Here is a 21,253-nt window from a genome sequence, read left to right on the forward strand (position 1 = left end):
GCCCGGATTAAGAACCCAGTTGCCGGCTGGCAGGTTGCTTAGTACCACGCTTCCGGTGGCCGTTTCGCAGTCAGGCTGCGTGATGGAACCTACCAACGGTGCTTCTGGCGCTGCCGGAGCGTTTAGAACGGCCTGGATGCCTAAGGCTGATACACAGCCATTGGCCATAATTTGAATATCAGTGTATGTGCCGGCCGGGGCATTAAGAGTAGCGCTTCCGGCAGTGACTGCTACTGTTCCAAAATCGCCATCAGCATGTGTTACCAGATATGAACCATCAGCCACATTGGTGAGGTTCAGTGCAATGGTGCCATTAGCTCCACAGCTAAGTGGATCGCTTGTTCCACTGATTGAAATAAGCGGGATAACATTCTTATCAATAATGCTTGTTTCTGTAACCTGATCCCCATTTTCCACTCCGTTAACAACCGAGTCAATACTGACAATAAGGGTCTCATCATCGCCCGTTTCACAAAGATTATCATCCACAGCTGTTACCAGCACATTTTTCGATGTTTCTCCAGGAGCAAATACCACTACATCAGTTCCACCAGTGTAATCTTGCGTTACCACTGCTGAACCAATGAATTTCAGGTTCACCGTTACTTCCTTATCTGAGCTATGGTTTAAACTAACTGTAAAAGTAGCTACCTCCTCATTGGCCTCCAATATGGTTACTTTATCAACAGCAATACTTGCTTTTGGAACAGAATTGACTGTGATGGTAAACGTTTGTGGAGCGCTTGTATCATCGCCGCCATCGGCTATGCCACCATTGTCCTGCACATAAACGCTTACTAGGGCCACACCCCATTGGTCAGGTGCTAATTCGTAGCTCAGGTTACCAGCAGCATCAATGGTTGGTTGGGTCGTAAAAAGTTCGTTATTATCGCTAGACGCAATAAAGCTGAGCGATTGAAGCGCCTCATTAGCTGGCCCTGTGCTTTGCCCGCTGCCCCATGAATTAACTATCTGTAAACCTGTTGTATTCTCATCGAGAAGCTGGTCATCACCCTTCATAAATGAAGGTTCATCATTAACAGGCACAATGGTTAAATTAACCGTTGCCACGGCACAATCCCCATTTGCATCACAAATCTCATACGTAAAACCATCCGGTCCATTGTAGTTGGCATTTGGCGTATAAACCACATAATCATCCGCTGGGTTATTAGCTGTTCCATTGGTATGAATCATGGCGACTCCATTTTCAGGGGCAGAAACCATTACCAATGCGCCAGTAGAAGGACCATCGGCTCCAAAATCATCCGCGCCATTGCCATTATCGGCCAAAACAAGAATATTGACTGCCCCATTATCCTCGTAAAGTTGAACCAAATCGTTGTTAGCAACAGGTGTTGTATTGCTACAGTCCGCCACTTGAACATCCATGGTGGTGCCGCATACACTCTCATCGTAATTGACAGTTATTGTGCGTGAGCCAACATCCTGCCAGGTTACGGAAATCGAATTCGTTCCATTTGCACCAGTAATGGTTCCTCCGGTTACCGACCACACATAGTTTGTCATGCCAGCTTCTGTTGAATACATTTCAACATCCCCCTGGCAGACTGATAAGTTCCCCGTTATCACCGGTGAATCTTTAATCTGCACCCCAATAACTGTCTCCAAATCATAGTGACATGAACCATTTGAAGCCCGCACTTTTACAGGAATATTTCCGGTATTATTGATAGCGTATGATGTAATGGTTAAGTCAGCTCCAGTTCCGATGAGTACATCACTCAGTGGCTGGGCCGTTATATCGTGCAACAATTGATAGCTAATGCCACTTTCGGCTCCGGCAATGGTCACGTCAAACGTATTGCCTGAACAGATAGCCGTTGGTTCGGGCTGAGCAACAAGCTCCAGATTAACAGGTCCAACATCGGGACGCACCTCCACCACAACCGGGTTTCCTCCGTTTAATTCTATTTCGCAACTGCTGCTGGTTGGAACCATACGCATGGCACGAACCGTAAAACTTTGCACATCGTTATCAGGATGCGTTCCTCCATAAGGAAGGTTCCCTGTTGACACCGATATAGCCCCTCCATTTCCGGCTGCTGTATAGCCAATGGGATTATTAGCGGCATCGTACACCTGATACATGACCCCTTTTTGGCTATTCTCAATCACAATGCTCGATGGCGTATTGGCACAAACAGGTGTTTCAGCCGTAATCGTTTTCATATCTTCAATGAGCGAAGGGTCACATGGTACTTCAAACTCAGCAGACAAATCACTTTCGCAGGCCGAAACGGCCTCCACACTGGCTGTTAAACGTGCTCCGGCATAAATCAGACTTCGTCCATTGCTATCGCTTAAGCCTGTAAAGGTATGGGTGGTACCGCCGTTTACACCAACGGCCGTCCAGGCGTCTTCGTTGTAATAATCGATGTATAAACGCACGGTGTAAGGACCTCCGGCTGGCACTGTGACTTTTACGGAGGTCGCTCCCTCCACGGTGGTGTTATCAATGGCCAAGCCGCTGGCTGATGTTGGGGAACCAACCGTTACCCCGGCCGACTCATCACTGGCTGCTGAACAGGAGCCAGCAGGTATTTTGGCAGAAAGAACCTGCCCCTGCGAGAGTGTTAAACCATAAACGGCCCATTTACCCTGCCTAAGGGTTGTACTTCCAATTTCGGAACCATTCGCCAGCAGCTGAATCACGGTTCCGTCATCAGCATTTGCTGTGCCGCTGACCGCCACACCAGTGCCTGCACAATAAGCCCCATCGACAACAGGGGCTGGCGGTTGTTGCTGCCCTACTGTAGCAATGGCCTTGCCAGACACACATTCCGCACTACCTGCCTGGGTTATGTATTGAACCACTTCAATGTTTTCACAGCCCTGAAAAGTAAGATTATCCAGCGTCCAGCTGCTGCCTGTTACCACAGCCTCCTGCACTGCTCCGTTAATATAAACCTGCACCGTTGAACCGCTCTCGCCATTGGTTGTCCCCGTAAGCATGGTTTCTGAAGGGCTGATAACAGTTCCCCCATTGATAATCGGATCACTGGCTGCATTTCTATAATCCCCATTATTATCCGACATACAGATAAATTCGTAATCGGAAGGACAAATATTAAGCGTTAAATCGCGTGAAACAATGTAATAAATACCCGGTTCAAACGATCCACCACTTTGATCTGCCTGAATTTCCCAATTTATATCCCTTGTTAAAGCTGGATTAGGTGCCTCTGGTAAAGCCCCTAAATCAAAGAGATTGCCATTGGTATCATAAATCGCAATTTCCATTAAATGCCCGTTGGGATTAGGTATTTGTCCCTTAAACCCTTTCCTTCCATTAATTTTCTCAACATTAATAACGGCAGGTGTTTTATTATCGTCACAACTATTAATCACCTGCTCCACATCGCAATCGTCAAAAGAAACCGATTCGGAAATGGTAACTGAGCCAATTACCTCGGCAGGGTTTTGGGCCGTTGCTTTTACGTAATAACCGGTAATCAACTCAGGCACAGTCACGGTCCAGGTTCCACCACTTACGGTTGTTGTGTAAGTTACAGCTGAGTTAAACTCCCTATTGTCAGCAACATAAACCACAATATTGGTCCCATCATCCTCACTTGAACTTCCGGTGACCGAAGTAGATCCAGTAATGGGTGTATTAATAAACGGACAATCACTTCGTGGCGCAATGCGCTGGTTATCATCAATGTCCTCAGCAGTTGTTGGGGGGAAGACATTTATCAGATCCGTCACCAATTCTTCAGGCGTCCCCTCACTATCTATGCCTCCCCAATCGGACAAAGAGGCGTTTGCCAACCCTTTATTAAACCCGGGGTTCGGATTCATTATGGTAGCGCCCACCATACGTAGCGGGGTGGTTGTGGTAATATGCCCGCCTGCAATGGTAGCTTCATCAAAAGTTAAGGCACTAACCGCGCGCCAGGGAATGTAAAAATCATAAAAATACTCTTGCCCATCCGAACAGCTTCCTCCGGTATACTTCCAGGCCACAGCTTTCTGTGCAAAATCCTCATAGGGAAACGTACCGTCTCGTGCATCCACATTGGCACCATCACTTGAGGTTCCGGCGTGCACACCATCAATATTATAAATACCAACTCCAAAATTAGTAGCTAAATATATTTCGACCTCAAAACCAGGATTTTCAGCTGTGTAGTTAGGGTCTCCGGCAGAAGCGCCTACGATGGCCGGATCACCAAAACGTCCGTCAATATCAATAAAAACACTATAGCTTTTTGAATTAGGCGCATACCCCGCCAAACGAAAGCGATACAATAAATAGGGACCGCCAGAGGTATTCTGATCAAAATAGGAATACATAGGTTCGCCATATTCCCGGATATCATCAAAATCATTAAAAAAACAGTTGGGTCCTGGTCCTGGATCTTCTGTTGGTTCCATTTGAACTACAGCAAAAGGGACAAAGGGTATTTCGCTTTGCTGATTAGCAAATTTATCGGCTGCTGAAAAGCCGGTTGTTGATTTAGATATAAACCCATCGCCATTGGGGTCTAAAACATGGTTTCCCAAATTTTCAAAAATCATACCGGGCGTTTGAGCCTTTGAGAGGTATGTAAAAAACACAAAGGCCAGAAGAATAAGGCTAAACTTACTTCGTGCTGTTTTTACTAAAAAACGGTTAGTCATTCGTTGGTTCGTTAATTTAATTACTTAATTACCTTAATTAATACGAAAGCCGTTTAATTAGTTGGTTTTTATACATCAATAACACAAAAATCCTGACCAAAATAATGATGGACCTGACAAAAATAAATAATTACCCGTTTCTACTTTGAAAAGTGAATTATTATGTAAATACGTGTAGTTCAAAATACAAGCCTTTCAATACAAGTCCAAAAGCAATTGTAAGAAGACCACAGCAAAAAGGAACAGGCTGTATAAAAACCCTATTAATAAGCGTAAAAGAGGTTCATGTTTCCATAAGAAGAGCACACTGACAGGTTCAGCACATCATAAACAATGTATGAAAAGAAAAAGGCTGTCCGTATAATGGACAGCCTTATAACTGAAAGGTGTTATTCCCCGATTCCTAAACGAAGGTAATGGTGCAAGCAGTGTAGCTTTGACCTCCCCCTCTTATTGAACAATAATTTTTTTAATATATTGATTATCACTGCCTAACACTTTAAGCAAGTAAACACCTGCCTCCAAGTGGTAAACAATGCTATTATTACTTACAAGCCCCTTGGCAACTGAGGCGCCAGTTAAATCAAAAATTTCGTATGTGGCATTATTTCCTTTTAACCCATTAACAAATAATTGACCATTTGAAGGATTGGGATACACCTCAATTGCATTAGCAGCTGTAGCAGCAGGTTCCAATGCAGTTGTCATGTTATCATAAACAAATAACTCCTTACGACCACCTGATCCTGCACTCATAGCTTGCATATACAACTTTCCCTTGTATGCTGTTGGGTAATTGACAGACTGCACATTTTCGTCCACTTTATCAGCCGTTAACTGACCATTAAAGCTATACAAATACTTCAAACCATCGGTTCCATCAATACCAGCAAAGAAGGCTTTATTATTATGTTCAACAACTTTATCCCATGGATTGAAGCTCACCTTAAGGTCGGTAGTCCCATCATTCATTTTTACCACCTGAAGGCCAGCTTGCTCATCAGCCGGATCGTACACAAACAGCTTCTTATCTGTTTCACCAACTTTAGTGCCTTTTATGAGTAGCTTATTGTTAAAAGCTCCTAAAATTCCACAGGTATGATCAGCCTTCAATGCATCGTTTATACCAACTACCTCCACAGTTCCATCAGTTGTCAGGTCTGTCTTCCAAATACGTAATACATTTTGAGCACTTGCAGCAGTAAAGTAAATTTCATTTCCAACTTTGGTAAAAGATTTAGGAACACTAAAATCATAAGAAGGATATAAGTCCTTAACAGTTGAGTAACCAGTTGCCGGATCAAACAAACCAAGTTCATAATGAGTCCCAATTACTCCATTAACAGCTGGTTTTGCACTCATTAGGTATTTGTCACCATCTTTAATAACACCACCCCCAAAGGTATATAGCGGCAAATTGTTTCCATCAAGTTGGTTTGGCAATAACACAGGAGAATTAGCTGCGTTTCCATCCCACGAAAACAAAAGCTTTTGGCCCGAAGCAGCTTCCTTGGCCATGAATACAACCTTGCCTTCGGATATGAAATATTGCTCGGCCTCCATAAACCAATCACCAACTTTAGTTGCTCCAGTAGCATCAACCAAGTAAGTTGCATAGGTTCTGCCATCCACGGCTGCTTTATAATAGATAGAGTTATTAAGTACAAACGGAAGCGTTGCGTAAGACGGTCCTCCACTTCGTATTTCTGCCGCATTGAAGTTAGTCCCATCAAAAACGTGAGGATTGTAGACTATAGCCCTTCCACTGTATCCTTGCATACCGTACATGGCTAAATAATCTGTACTGGCAATCAGTATTGTTGGCTCTAGTCCGTAACCTCCATATGGTTTTGGCATCACCAGTTCCACCTGTGCAAACAAGGAACTTGAAAACAGGCAAATAATTAAACTAAGGTAGAAATTTTTCATGATTTGAGTTTTAATTACGTAGGTTCATCTTGATTAGTAGGGTTAAGCTGATTAAAATTGGTCGATTTTAGTAAGGAAATTTCGCTTTAAAGTTGCCAATGCCAAAATACTGATAGTACCTTTTTGACAACTGAGGGTCTGGATATTCATGCATAAACGTAAGTGCTTCCAGGGCCTCTTTTACATTATTCAGGTTATTCTGTGCCATGGCATAATACATCACCGATGCTTTGCTCGGCGTTTTCTTAAGGCACTCTTTTGCAATAGCTAACAACTCCTCGCCTTTTACTTTATTTCCTTTAAGGAAATACTCAGAAAAGCTGATTGAATACAAAAGCTCGCTATAGAGGAAAGGATAATCACTGCCGTATTTATCGAGAACATCAGCCACTTCACTAATTCCATCCGCATAATTACCGGTATACAATAATTTTTCGCAGGCAATGGAAGCCAAAAACATTTCCTTGTATTTAAAATCCATGTCACCAAGTTGCTTTATTGCCTCATCGAACTTTTTCATCAGCTCATCTTTGGTTTTGTCATCTTTAGCACGATTTGCTTTAATGACTAAAGAACTTGGCATGCGCACAAAAGTACCGTAAAGCTTTCTCCAGTAGGTTCCCAGTCTTGTTTCAGACGTATTGGTTAACTGCCCGTAATACTCCGCATTTTCAACAAACGTTTTGAACAGATAATTATCAGGAAATTCGCCATTACGTGCTCTTGAGAACCTCATTAATATGGACATTGTTTGAGGTGTTCTAATCTCCTCAGGAGTCAAACTCTTCACGTATTCAGTTGCAACCGGCGTCACCTTTTTAGGATCGGTAACCGATAACAGACCAAAGGCATATTCGTTTAATAATTGATAGGAGCGTTCGCCGTTTTTCCACCGTTCCTCAAGCAAACGGGCTTTTTGGCCCTTCATCTCTTTTAGAGCGTTTTGTGCGACTTTTACGAAGGCCTCAGGATTGAGCACCCCCGATTGTGTATCCAATAATTCGCTATCAGGTGTAACCCAAAAGAAGGATGGAAAGGCTGAGGCTTTGAAATGCTTAAAGAATTTACTGTCTGCCTGATTCTCTGCATCTAATTTTAGGTTTACAAAATTGGCATTGAAGTAGTCGCCAACAACCTTTTGAGTAAACACGTCGCGCGCCATTTTTTTGCATGGACCGCACCATGTTGTATACACATCAACAAAAATATTTTTGTTTTCCTGTTTGGCTTTTTTACAAGCTTCCTGGTATGTTCCTTCAAAAAACACAATCCCTTGTGAAAATGCCAGGTTACTAATTAATAGTAACACTAAAATGTTTACAGTCTTTTTCATTTATATTATTTTATTTCCAAATATTTACTTCTTAACTAGTTATATTTCTCGTCTATATCTATTACCTCATCGCAAAACCCAAGTCTTTCAAATAGTTTATTGGCATGGGCACCTCCCTGTGTCGACACTTCATAAAACATGACTCCCCCCTTTTGATTAGCCAGCGTATTATCAATAACTGACAATCTGATTTGTTGCGAATCACGAGTATTGTCCGGATTATCAACCAATGGCTCAGGTATCTGTATGGTTGGAAACTCCATGTAGGTAATCTCCTTATTTTCTGCACTTAAGTCGACCAATACAGCTTCAGACATTTCGGTGCTTGAAGAGGTAAGTGTATTTAATCGAAGAGCGTACACCTTGTCGCTAGTTGCATACATTAAAACTTCCTGCATTTTATCATTAGCAGCAAAACTGATGGCTGACGAAATGTTGGGAGCAATGCTAGCATCCAGTTCAATTTTTGCCGTTGACACAAATTCCATTTTAATATATGGAGGAGTAGGCAACATGGTGCGCTTAAAGATAAACTTGTATAAAGTAATGCTATTGGTCTGCGGATCTCTTAATACGAACCAATAGGCGGCTCCCGCGGCACTGCCAACAGCGAGCATTTCCATATTGGCACCAATATTATTTGGATTAAAAAACTCATCCCCATTTGCACCAATTTCGATTTGGTACAGCACCCCTTTATTCCAGGGAGTATGCTTCAACAAGCGGCCGTTTTCATAATCAAAATACATTGGATAAATACCATTAATAATAAAAGGGGCCACGCGGTAGCTATACTGACCATCTTGAGGTAATAAACTAGACTCCCATTGCACTACGCCCATATTAGAAGCCCGCTTATGGATTCTCCCATTTACAATCAGGTATTCAACTTGTTTATATTTTTGATAATACGTGCTGCCTGGAATTTCATGCTCCGTAACAAAACTGTCGAAACCATCAAAAAAACTCATCGAGGCCTTCATCGTATTGGGTTCTAAATAGTACCCTCCTTCGTCGGCACCACAGGCCACCAACACCGATTTCATAAATGGCTTTGATTCAACAGGGTTAATAACGTCAATGTGCAAAGGATTTGCAGGCAGAACCTTCCCTTCATTTGCCTTACTAAATATGTTTTCCAGCAATGTTCTTTCAGAATCTGCCTGCAGGAAGTTCAGTTCTGTTGCGCCATTCTCCCGACATAGCAAAATAGTGCCTTTGGAGTACAGTGTGGTTATTTCAACAGCTGTTTCCTTGCGATAATAAATACCGGTCGTATTATCTATTACTTTATAACCCAGGTTGTAAGTCAAACCAGCGGTTACGAATTTGGGAAGCATGGCTGCTTTTAAGTTTTTTTCAAAACCTATTGTATCCTTCCCTTCTTCACTTGGCCTGTAAATATACCAGAGGTAGGACAAGTTAGAGTCATCGTCAGCACTGGTGGTAATTGTTGGTTCAATTTCGAGTGTATCGAGTAGGGGTACCGAATATTTAAGCTCAATATCACTAATTTCAACAGTATTCAGATCCTTGAAATTTGTTATTGTATTATCCTCAATACAAGATGTGGTAATAAATATACAAGCAAGAAGCAGTGCTATAGTATGTTTCATTTTTTTCATATAAACATTGTATTAATCAAAGAGTGAAATATGAGATTAATAAGGTTCCCATAAAGGAATGAGCTTACCGTTTTCGTCGTATACATCGTTTGTTGCGATGTATTTGGCAGCTTCGCGACCTACATACATCCAGTAACTATAGGCACTATAACCACCCCAACCCCTTGTTTCCTGATAGGTTAATGGGAAATCATGCCCCATAATATCAATGCATAACTGGTGCTTTACCTTGGAGTATTCGCCAAAATACCGTTGAAATTTGCTATCCCAGTATTGAGGCTTAATCAGTTGGTCGGTCAGAAAGATTCTTACAGATGATTTATCCAGATAACCGACATCCATATCATCAGTACCTACAAGTTCTAACGAAAGAGTAACCATCGAGTCCTCCAAATCCGCACTTTTGGTTAAAATTAATGGCAGGTTAGTAGATGATTTGCCGGCAGGAAAGGTATGTGTATCATTAAGACCAACATAATGAACCCCTTCCTGAGCCGTTGATTCACTGCTCACATTTATTTTATAGACTAAATCTTTTGTTGCTGAGCCAAGTATTTTCACCCGCAGATTAATGGTATCAATAGCATTTGGAGTTGTAGTGAAACTATACACTAAACTATCGCTGTTCTGATCATAGTCTGCAAAATACACGCCTGGCTTCTCATCATATTGCAATCGTTCATTTTGACTGCAACCATAAATGGTTAAGATGATTAGGCATAGTTGAATCAATGTCTTTTTCATGTTCCGTTCTTTTATATTAGTACCCTCCAAACTCAATCTCATTTAATGGCACAGGCAGTTGATAAATTTCACTGCTCACATCTGTTACAGTGCGATACACACCTATTGAAGTCATATTTTGTCTTTTGTAGTAGAAAAACATTTGTCCTTCGCATAAAAACTCTTTACTATACTCGCGTTCAATTTCTTGCTGAAGGTGAATTGTTTCCGGAATTGGGGCCAGGCCTCGGTGTGCCCTTATTTTGTTAAGGTAAGCCAAAGCATCGTCTGTGCTTTGAGCACATTCGGCCGCTATATAATAGAGTTCGGACACCCTAACCATGGGTATCTTACTCATATTAGTATACTTATGTGGCATTACTGCAGAAGGAACATTAGACACTTGAAACCACAGGCTCAGCCTAAAATCGGAGTCCGAAGGTGCTAAAGCCTTATATAAAGCTGAATTACTTGAGTTGTTTATTGATAAGATGTTGGTATTTCCCTGAATGGATGATGAGGCGGCTGCGGTTCCAAAATACGGACTTATTACATCCTGTAGTTGTGGTTTATCCAACCAAAACAACACTTCATCGGCGAAAAGCCTATCGGTTGAAATAGGTTTTGAGGTTAAAGTAATTAACTCAATAGGTTCACCACCTGGCTCACCAATAATTTCCTTGGCAGTGAGCAACGCTTCAGCTTTTAACCCGGCATACAGTTGCACTCTTGCTAATAGAGCAGTTATGGCATAATAGTTTAAATGCTTCTGCCTATTAATAAGAAAGTTACTATTAAGATATTGCAGTGATGCACGATTTGGTCCATATAAATCATAATCCCGCATCAATTCTCTGGCACTTTCTAAATCATCAATCACCTTATCAAGCACTTGCTGCGTTGTTAGAGGGTCTTGAGCAATATTGGTGTAGCTTTCCATATAGGGGATAGCTGTTTCATTCATTCCATCTGCAGGGCTGGGGCCAAACAACCTTAACAAATCGAAATGTATCATCGCTCTTAACCCCAAGGTTTCGCCTTTATACAATTGATAAACACCGTCGGATGAAAAAACACCCTGCTGCTGATCAATATATGATAGTATGGAGTTCAGGTTTACAATGGCCTTATAGTGAGTACCCCATAAGCGAGCATTGGTACTTTTATTTTCAGGCTCTTCATACAAATAGTCTTTAGCCTTGAAGTAAATATGATCGTTTGCATTCAGTCTGTCGTAATATTGGGCGAGCACATCTACATAGCCAAATGTCATGTCCCGGCCATAACTGGCTTCGGTTGTGAGAATTGAGTACACACCGCTTAACACATCATTAAACCCTGCTTCACTGGTTAATAAATCTTGCTGCTTGATGTCTGAATTAGGCGAAACATCAAGCCATTCGTTACATGAAGTAGCGCCCAAAGCTGTAACAACCAGAATGAAATTTATAAATAGTCTTTTCATGAGTCGCATTTTTAAAAGGATAATTGAACTGATAATGAGTAATTTCTGGCAAAAGGATAGTTAATACCCCGTTCCATTTTCACTGTTGACCACCTGAAAATATTATTGCCGATAGCCGAAACTTTAAATCGGTCAATCCCTACTTTTTTAAATGAATCTAATTCAAATTGATAAGTTAGGTTGAGCGAGGACAACTCGATAAAATTTTGCTGCTCGATAAACCTTGAAGTGGGCATTGTTAACGTGGTGTTTGTAATAGCCTTATAAAGAGCCATATCACCAGGCTTCTGCCACCTGCCATACAAAACTCTTCGATCTGCATTATTACGCGGATTAACGTTTTCTATCTTATCAACTAATGTGCTATTATAAATATCGCCCCCATACTCAAACCTAAAGTACGCGTTCATGGTCAAGTTTTTAAACATGAACATTGTACCGAAATTCCCTTCGAGCTTAGGGTCTCTGTTCCCCAGTGGTTTATAGTTAGCCGTACTCCAAACATTAGTCTTTTGACCATTCATATCCAAAAACACTTCTTCTCCGGTATTAGGGTCAATACCCAACGACTCATTGGCCCAAATCGTATTAATCGAATGACCTTTCATATAGCGAACCACCGGTTTTTGAATACTATTTTCACTGGTATTGGAATCCTGAACATCGTTATAAGCAGCCAGGTTGTCGTTAATCTCCATGAGCTCATTTTTGTTTTGAGTAATCGAAAAGAACAAGTCCCATTGCATTCTATTGGTCATATTCTTAAGCATTGTCCCTCTCAGACTCCATTCAAAACCAGAGTTTTTAACCATCCCAAGGTTGTCCTTAAAACTGCTAAAACCAGTGGATGGGGCTAAAATAACGTCGATTAAAACGCCTTTAGACAAATTTCGATAAACACTAAAACTTCCCGTAATCCGGTTGTTCATTAAGCCATAATCCAAACCAACATCGAGCTTCTCGGTTTTTTGCCACATCAAATCTGTATTCCCATAGGCTTTTAATATGGCACCAATACTACCATCATATGGCAAACCCGATATCAGATAATCTTTGTAGGTATACATTGTTAAGGCCTGATAAGGATTGAAGTTGTTACTACCAGTGGTTCCTAATGAGCCTCGCAGCTTAAGCAGGTTAATAGATTTGGAGCCAGCCAATAGTTTCTCGTTATGAATATTCCATCCAACACCTACCGAGCCGAATGTTCCCCATCTTTTGTCGGAGCCATAAATCGATGAACCATCACTTCTTACCGACATGTCCAACAAAAACCTATTGTCGTAGCTATAGTTCACGTTACCCACAAACCCCAACAGTCGGGTAATATAATTGTATCCTTCGGGTTTAGCTCCATCAGCATATTCAATGGCCATACTAATATGGTCCATTTTATCATTCGGAAAATTATAAGCCGTTATATTGAAATTATCATCGCGTTTCTCGGTTATATTAAAGATGAATGTGGAGTTAATTAAGTGCTTTTTAAGCACCTTAAAATAAGACAGTACTGAGTTTCCGTCAAATGAATTGGATTTAGTAACTGACTTGTAATAACTCCCTTTGAGGCTTGAATCAATAAAGTCGGTATGGTTAGCGGGCTTAAACTTATCAATAGTCGCGTCACGCTGGGTAATAGACAAGTTAGACTTTAATCTTAATCCCTCCAGAATTTCCCAGTTAACCGAAAGGTTATTGGTAAAAACATTGTAACTGTTAACGTCCTTTGTGGATAAGGTTGTATTATAAATTGGATTGTATACGTCTGACGATGCTGTACCTTCAGATGCATAAAGAACTCTCTTTATATTTCCATTTTCGGTATATGGGTAGTAATAAGGATTCTGATAAGAGTACTGCGAAAAGGTCCCATAAGGGGAGTTCTCTTGGTTAACATTGTTATACGACAGTTGGTATTTGAAATTTACCTTTTTAAACCGATACTGAAGCTTTACAGCGGTGGCCACCTGTTTATTGGATGAACCTTTCATCACCCCGTTTATGTCCTTGTAACTATAATCTACTCCGTAGCGAAAAGTATTGTCGCCACCTTCGAGAAAAAGGTAATGTTTAGAACTAACACTTACATCTTTTAAAGGAATACTCATCCAATCAGTATTCACTCCTTGCTTTACCAACTTCAGTCTTTCATTATATTCGTCCAGATACTTGTCTTGATTGATATTACTGTTTGTATTTGACTCATATAAGCCGGCAAGGCGCTCATACTCCAGTTTTTCCTCGGCATTCATAATATCAAAGTAGCTTAAGTCAGGAATGCTGAAATCAGTGACCATGTTATAATTAAGTTTCAGCTTACCCGTTTTAGGCGCGATGGTTTCGACTACAACAACACCGTTTGCTGCTCTTGAACCATAAATAGCTGTGGCCGATGCATCCTTTAGTATCGTAATACTCTTAACTCTGTTAGGGTCCAGATCAAACACAACCTGAGCAGTCACTTCAAAGCCATCTAGAATAAACGTAGGCATATTAGGCGAATTCAGATAATCGCCTTCGAGACTGCTTCCTCCTCGAATATTAAATTCAGGCATATGATTAGGGTCACTTCCTGCATCAATATTATCAACCAACTTAAACGATGGTTCAATAACAGATATTGAAGCCAATACATTTTGTGAGGATACGGTTTTCAGCTCTTCGCCAGAAATAGTTTTGGCAGATCCCGTGTAGCTTTCCTTATCAATTATTGTATAACCTGTAACAACAACATCGTCAATTTCATTCATTTCGGGCTGAAGCTGTACATCAATGATGTTGTCGTCTTCAATTTTAACTTCTTGTTTTTTATACCCGATAAAAGTAAATGAAAGAACGCCTTCGCCATCGGGAATAACAATCTCATATTTCCCGTCAAAATCAGTGACTGTTCCAGCAAAGGAGCCGGTATTGACAATGTTTACTCCAATAACGGGTTCCCCATTTTCATCAATAACAGTTCCGGTAATGGTTCTTGGCTGCTTACGTGCCGGTGGCGCTTCATCATTATATTTTACAACAATAACATCGCCCTTAATTACATAATTTAAACCTGTATTTACAAAACATTGATCGAGGATTTGCGGGACGGTGGCGTTTTTAAGATCAACAGACACTGCTGTTACTCTGGCAATATCCTCGTCATTATAAGCAAATGTATACCTACTTTGTGCTGTTATTGTCTTGAACACTTCACTTATATGAACATCAGACAGACTAATGGATAGTCGCTCATTTTGCCCATAAACAACACCTGTGAAAACTTGAAAAAGCACAAGTATCAGAAGTACCCTGGTAAGCTTTAAGCTTTGATTTGCTTGGATTAGATTTTTATACTTTCGATGCATTATCATTAGGTTTACGTATTATACATATTGTTTATTCATTAAACGTTGCCATTCCCCCACGAGCGATTGGTCGTCATCAATTAATAATTAGTTTTTTTCTGCTAGTATTTGATTTTCACGGTAAGTAAACTTCACCTTTCCTGTAGTCTCTATAATATCGAGTATTTCATCTAACTGCTGCTGCTTATTCACATCCATGCTAAAGTGCAACTCCCCAATCTCTTCATCAACGCATAAAATAGATACGCCATACCATCGGTTTAAAACACTTATAATTTCAGTTAATGAGTTGCCATCAAAAACGAAGCGCCCATCTTTCCATGAAACATACGGATACACATCAACATCGCGCACCTGAGCGGCATTGGCAGATTCGCTAAAACTAAGCAACTGCCCAGGTTCAAGAAGATGAACTTCTCCGGTGGTGGATGTCCAGCGGATACTTCCATCAACCAAAACAGCCTGTTCTTCAGCTTCATCCGTGTAAGCTTTAACATTAAAGGATGTTCCAAGCACTTCGATACTATTACGTCCTGCAATATCAACCACAAAGGGTTGATCGGGGCGGTGCGTCACATTAAAAAATGCTTCCCCTTCGATATAAATATTTCGTGACTCAACCGAAAAAGGCTGCTCAAATCTGGCTTTACTTCCAGCGTTTAACCAGATTTCTGAACCATCGGATAATACAAAGTGATAATCAGAGTATTGGGGCACAATAATTTCAATGGGTACCGATTTCACATTGCCTTCGGCTAAACACGCCAACATCCCATTCTTTACAGTTGCTATAACCTCATTATCCGAATCAATCTCTGCGTTAGTCGTATCATTTAAAACAATAGGTTCCATGCCGGCTATGTTCAGAACAGCACCTGATGTACCCGGCTCATATGTTTGATTTACCACCAATTCATCTGCTGACTGCTCGCGCAATGAAAGGTAAACAACCGACCCTGCTAAAAGGGCTATAATAAAGATGGCGGCAATTCTTGAAAGCAACGAAAATATCCTTCTCACCCCTGAGCGATTGTTAATCTTTTCCGTGATTTCTACCCATACTTTTTCCTCATCAAACTGGTTCCACATGTGTAAATCATTCTTCACCAAATCTTCATCCTCTAAACTCTTTAATAATGATTGGCGTTCATCCGAAACAGCCTCCCATTCGTCAAGCAGTTGCTGCTCAGAAACTGAGATATTTCCTTTTAATTTGGATATGATCAATCGCGATATGTGGAAAAAGTCCATATTCTATGAATTAATTTACGTTGTACTGACAAATGTGATTTTGAAAAGAGTGACAAAAATTGATTTTTTTTTACAAATTAAAATCATCCACCTAGTGTAATCATCCAGAGCAACGAAAAAATTGCCTTGCTCATTTTATTTTAAGTCCACTAGGCTTTTACCTCACAAAAGAACTTAAATCCCTCATGAACTGAATCATACATTTCTTTATTAAACTCCCTAATATGGTAACCTGCACAATAAACTCCTTGCGCTACCACACAATTAAAAATGCAAAATAAATCGAGCTAGTGTTAAAAAACATAGCAGCGCTTGGCAATAATCAAGGCATACAAAAAAAGGATGGGATGGAATGAAAAGTAAAATAGTACACTGCACCACACTCAGTGTGTATAGGAAGCGTTCGATAGCTAAGCAGGATTTCAAGAACCACGCACCAAATACCTGCACGGTGTTTGTTAAGGCATGAGGGGATTGAAAAGAGGAAGTTTACAAATGGAATATAACCAATAGCCCCAAAAGGTGCTTTAACTCTTTACGCAGAATACTTTTTGCCCGTTTCTTATGCGTTTTTATGGAATTAACAGAAATATTTAACACGTCCGATATTTCTGCTTCACTCATTCTCGAAATGTAGCTAAGCTGAAACACCTCTTTCATACGGGCAGGTAGCTTATCAATACTAGCAACCACTTCTCGATAAACCTCAGACTTTATAGCCTGTAAATCTTCTTCCTCCCATGCAACACTATCATTGCTACTTATATCAGCAAGAAACCGCTGTTCTAACTCCTCCTTACGGAGAATGTTGTGACATTTATTTCGAACACTAGCATATAAGTACCCACCTAGTTTCTTGGCATCATTAATTTCAGACTTTTGCTCCCACACTTTTATAAAAACATCCTGAACCGCATCTTCAGCCGCTTTTTTATCATTTAGATAGCCATATGCAAAAAAGCACAAACTCCTAAAATAGTACTTGTATAACTTACTGTACGATGCAATATCTCCAGAACGTAAAAATTGCTCTGAAAGTTCTACTTCCCTTTGTTGGTTATATTGCATAAAATAACCTTCCCATTAAACCAGTTAATTGTTCGAATCAATATTTAAGTTGTCCCTTATAGTAAAGTTGATCATTGTCTAAAACATAAACTCCATCCATCTGCACCAATGTTTTCTGTAAAAAGTCTGCTCAAAGAATAAGCACACAGCGACTTAATAATATCGACAGCCAGCTATTACAAACAAAATTATCAATCAGCTTCTTCAATGACCTTGCGCGTCACAAATATATTTCATCAGACCGAAAGCGCAATAGCACCCCACACTTATAAATGAAATAGCAATGAAATCTTTTCGGCAAATAAGTTAGCCTACTTACTCTATACCAGTTGATTGTATCGCATCACTCAACTCATTAATAAAAAATGAAATAAAATTGACATCTGCGCCAAATATATTAATCTTATCAGATTTAAATTGGTTTAACCAAGCCACCCAAAACCCAACAAACGAATGTCTTTTAGTAAAAGATAACCGTATAAAAAGGTTTTCCTCAATGGTAATAGTAGGAATTTAATACGATTGACGATAACCAATTGATCCTTACAATCATTTCACGTAGTCGCTAACTATCAGCGCAATACATCTGACTCCCTCTGTAATCATCAAAATAAAAAGGGTAGCTACACTTTAGTAGCCACCCTCTTGATAATTAATTAAATTCATTAAAGCTTTTGACACTAGCCTATCCACTCACCTTTAAGTGCCTTATCAATCCGTTTATTCACCACATTCCAGTTAACCACATTCCAGAATGCATCAATGTAATCGCCTCGTTTATTCTGATAATTAAGATAGTAAGCGTGTTCCCACACATCAATAGTTAGCAATGGAATCCCTTTTATTTCAGACACATCCATAAGCGGATTGTCCTGGTTAGGGCTTGATACAACTTGCAAATTTCGATCCGTATCTAGTATCAGCCATGCCCATCCGCTACCAAATTGTGTTTTCGCAGCTTTTGCGAACACCTCTTTAAAGCCATCAAACGATTTAAAATCTTTAACTATATGACTTAAGAGCTTAGCCGAGGGCTCTCCTCCATCAGGACTCAGATTCTCCCAAAATAGCATGTGATTATAATAGCCACCACCATTATTTCTAACCGCTTCACCGTGCTTGGATACTTCGGCAAAAATAGCAGGCATTGCCGTCGTTTCTAGAGAACTCCCTTCAATTGCTGCAGAAAATTTCTTGAAATAACCGCGGTGATGCTTGTCGTAATGCAACTGCATGGTAGTTGCATCAATATATGGTTCCAGTGCATCGTAATTGTAGGGAAGTGCTGGAAAAAAATGCCCTGATATGGGTGCGGCTTTCACCATCTCGTTCTTTGACTGATTTTTAGAGTTACTTTTTGCACCAGGTGTGCAGGCTGCAACTGTACCTAAACCAACTAAACCAATGAATTGTCTCCTTTTCATAATCTTGTGCATTCTTTTAACAACTTAACAAGTTCTGCATATGTTTGTTCAATAAAAATTTAAAAATCAGCAACATTACACATAAGCTCTATAGAGCCAAAGAAACCAACAAAAATTGTTTGGTTAAATGGCTAGCTCTGGCAAAAGGAATTTTTAAAGATTGGAAAACAGACCCCTATTTCTTTAAAAATCATTTGCTCTAAAAAAACCAGGAAGCAGTCATTGATCAACTGTTTCAAACAATCAGAAAGTCGCCCTCCAGAAAATACAATAGCCTCATTTACATTGAATTTAAAACAAACGATAAGGCACAAAAAATGGATTTACGCAGATATTACCGCTAAATAGGCGCAGAAACAGACGAATTGCCTATTTTTGATGTTTAAACAAATTTAAAAACTGAAATAAAGCATGGAGCTTCATCTTAAAAATCCAATTGTATTTTTCGACCTGGAAACAACCGGTATCAACATTGCCAATGATCGTATTGTGGAAATAGCAATACTCAAAATAAATGTAGATGGTACGGAAGAATCCTATTGTTACAAAGTAAACCCTGAAATGCCAATACCAAAAGTTACATCAGAAATCCATGGCATTTACGATGAGGATGTAAAAGATGCGCCCACTTTCAAAGAATTAGGCAAAACACTGGCTAAAATAATGGAAGGATGCGATATAGCCGGCTTCAACTCCAATAAATTTGATGTGCCTTTGCTGGCCGAAGAGTTTATCCGCGCCGATATTGACTTTGACATGAAAAAAAGAAAGTTTGTTGATGTACAAACTATCTTTCATAAAATGGAAAAACGCACGCTATCTGCTGCCTATAAATTTTACTGCGATAAGGACTTAACAAATGCTCACTCGGCCGAGGCTGATACCAGAGCGACCTACGAGGTGCTGAAGTCTCAGCTTGATCGCTATAAGGAGCTGGAAAATAACATCGAGTTTTTAAATGATTTTTCTTCATTTAATCGCAATGCCGATTTTATTGGAAGGATTATATTTAACGACAAAGGCGTAGAAGTATTTAACTTTGGAAAATACAAAGGTAAAAGTGTTGAAGAAGTGCTGAGCAAAGACCCTTCGTATTATGGCTGGATGATGAATGGCGACTTCCCGCTTTTCACCAAAAAAGTACTTACAAATATTAAACTTCGAAGCTTCAATAAATAGTTAGTTATGAAGATCTTATGCATTGGACGCAACTACGTAAAGCACATTGAGGAGCTAAATAATCAGGTGCCTTCACAGCCGGTTATCTTCAGCAAACCTGATTCCGCCTTACTTTTAAAGAATAAACCATTTTTTATTCCTGACTTTGCGAACGATTTTCATCATGAAGTAGAGTTAGTAATTAAAATTAACCGTATAGGAAAAAATATTGCCCCACAATTTGCCCATCGTTATTACGATGAGATTGCATTGGGCATTGATTTTACGGCTCGCGACCTACAGGCTGAATTAAAAAGTAAAGGCTTGCCCTGGGAAAAAGCCAAAGCATTTGATGGCTCAGCAATGCTTTCCCCCTTTGTGAGTAAAAGTAAATTTGCCGGCATTCAAAACATCAACTTTAGATTAGATAAGAACAACACAACGGTGCAAAAAGGCAATACGGGCCATATGATTTTTCCGGTTGATGAGATCATTTCCCACGTCTCTCAATACTTTACACTCAAAATAGGCGATTTAATATACACCGGTACCCCTGAGGGAGTTGGTCCGGTAGCCATCAACGATCGCCTGAAAGGTTATATTGAGGATGAACTGATGTTTGATTTCCTGGTTAAATAATTGTAGCTCCCCTGTGAGCTTGATTATAAAATCTAAAACAACAATAAACACTTAACTTATGAAAACAATAAAACACTTACTTCTAATTGCTTTTGCAATACCGTTTTTTACCAGCTGTGGCTATAACACCATGGTTGAAAAAAATGAAATGGTGGATGCCAGCTGGGCGCAGGTCGAAAATGTCTATCAGCGACGGGCCGATCTTATTCCAAACCTGGTTAACACGGTAAAAGGGTATGCTGAACATGAGCAGGAAACCTTAACAAGCGTTATCGAAGCGCGCTCAAAAGCAACCAGCGTTAATATTAATGCGGACAACCTCAATGAGGCCTCACTGGCTCAGTTTCAACAGGCTCAAGATGGTCTTTCGTCGGCCCTATCCCGCTTAATGGTGGTAATGGAACGCTACCCAGACCTAAAAGCCAACCAAAACTTTTTAGACTTACAAGCCCAATTGGAGGGAACAGAAAACCGCATTGCGGTGGAACGTAAAAAGTTTAATGACGCAACCCGTGATTACAACGCCTACATCAAAAAATTCCCACGTGTTATTTATGCCAGCTGGTTTGACTTCGAGAAGAAACCGTATTTTAAAGCGGAAGCTGGTTCAGAAAAAGCACCAAAAGTCGAATTTTAAGATGAGC

Annotated in this window: 13 protein-coding genes; 3 read left to right on the forward strand and 10 right to left on the reverse strand. The window is 40.2% G+C overall.

Annotation, left to right across the window (positions count from 1 at the left end):
- The 10 genes from ACSX1H_RS13315 to ACSX1H_RS13360 form a co-directional block, all read right to left on the reverse strand.
- Positions 1–4,647: Ig-like domain-containing protein (locus ACSX1H_RS13315; protein WP_439184624.1), on the reverse strand; the 4,647-nt coding region annotated here is incomplete at its 3' end.
- A 450-nt stretch (positions 4,648–5,097) separates the two neighbouring features.
- A complete protein-coding gene (locus ACSX1H_RS13320; protein ID WP_439184626.1) occupies positions 5,098–6,576 on the reverse strand; it encodes a T9SS type A sorting domain-containing protein in 1,479 nt (492 codons plus the stop codon).
- A 67-nt stretch (positions 6,577–6,643) separates the two neighbouring features.
- Entirely contained in the window at positions 6,644–7,909 is a 1,266-nt protein-coding gene (locus tag ACSX1H_RS13325; RefSeq protein ID WP_439184627.1) for a thioredoxin family protein, read from the reverse strand.
- A gap of 35 nt (positions 7,910–7,944) precedes the next feature.
- Positions 7,945–9,534 (reverse strand): PKD-like family lipoprotein, encoded by a 1,590-nt coding sequence (locus ACSX1H_RS13330; RefSeq protein WP_439184628.1) that lies wholly within the window; start codon positions 9,532–9,534, stop codon positions 7,945–7,947.
- 36 nt (positions 9,535–9,570) lie between these two features.
- A complete protein-coding gene (locus ACSX1H_RS13335; RefSeq protein ID WP_439184630.1) occupies positions 9,571–10,278 on the reverse strand; it encodes a DUF4843 domain-containing protein in 708 nt (235 codons plus the stop codon).
- 16 nt (positions 10,279–10,294) lie between these two features.
- Complete coding sequence (locus ACSX1H_RS13340) at positions 10,295–11,722, reverse strand: RagB/SusD family nutrient uptake outer membrane protein (RefSeq protein WP_439184631.1); 1,428 nt, start codon at positions 11,720–11,722, stop codon at positions 10,295–10,297.
- A gap of 11 nt (positions 11,723–11,733) precedes the next feature.
- Positions 11,734–15,069, reverse strand: a complete 3,336-nt coding sequence (locus ACSX1H_RS13345; protein WP_439184632.1) for a SusC/RagA family TonB-linked outer membrane protein — start codon at positions 15,067–15,069, stop codon at positions 11,734–11,736.
- A gap of 87 nt (positions 15,070–15,156) precedes the next feature.
- Positions 15,157–16,320: a FecR family protein gene (locus ACSX1H_RS13350; RefSeq protein WP_439184633.1), complete on the reverse strand. Its 1,164-nt coding sequence runs from the start codon at positions 16,318–16,320 to the stop codon at positions 15,157–15,159.
- Positions 16,321–16,809: 489 nt separating this feature from the next.
- Positions 16,810–17,388 (reverse strand): RNA polymerase sigma factor, encoded by a 579-nt coding sequence (locus tag ACSX1H_RS13355; RefSeq protein ID WP_439184634.1) that lies wholly within the window; start codon positions 17,386–17,388, stop codon positions 16,810–16,812.
- Between the two features lie 680 nt (positions 17,389–18,068).
- Positions 18,069–18,713 carry a superoxide dismutase gene (locus ACSX1H_RS13360; RefSeq protein ID WP_439184831.1) on the reverse strand — a complete coding sequence of 215 codons (645 nt, stop codon included), beginning with the start codon at positions 18,711–18,713 and terminating at the stop codon, positions 18,069–18,071.
- A 510-nt stretch (positions 18,714–19,223) separates the two neighbouring features.
- Between ACSX1H_RS13360 and ACSX1H_RS13365 the strand changes: the two genes are divergently transcribed.
- The 3 genes from ACSX1H_RS13365 to ACSX1H_RS13375 are packed head-to-tail and all read left to right on the forward strand — an operon-like array spanning position 19,224 to position 21,246.
- Entirely contained in the window at positions 19,224–19,991 is a 768-nt protein-coding gene (locus tag ACSX1H_RS13365) for an exonuclease domain-containing protein (protein ID WP_439184635.1), read from the forward strand.
- A 6-nt stretch (positions 19,992–19,997) separates the two neighbouring features.
- Complete coding sequence (locus ACSX1H_RS13370; protein ID WP_439184637.1) at positions 19,998–20,609, forward strand: fumarylacetoacetate hydrolase family protein; 612 nt, start codon at positions 19,998–20,000, stop codon at positions 20,607–20,609.
- 58 nt (positions 20,610–20,667) lie between these two features.
- Positions 20,668–21,246, forward strand: coding sequence for a LemA family protein (locus ACSX1H_RS13375; protein WP_439184638.1), 579 nt, complete (start codon positions 20,668–20,670; stop codon positions 21,244–21,246).
- Positions 21,247–21,253: the final 7 nt, after the last annotated feature.

It is taken from the genome of Carboxylicivirga taeanensis, from assembly GCF_051851475.1.
GTDB lineage: Bacteria > Bacteroidota > Bacteroidia > Bacteroidales > Marinilabiliaceae > Carboxylicivirga > Carboxylicivirga taeanensis.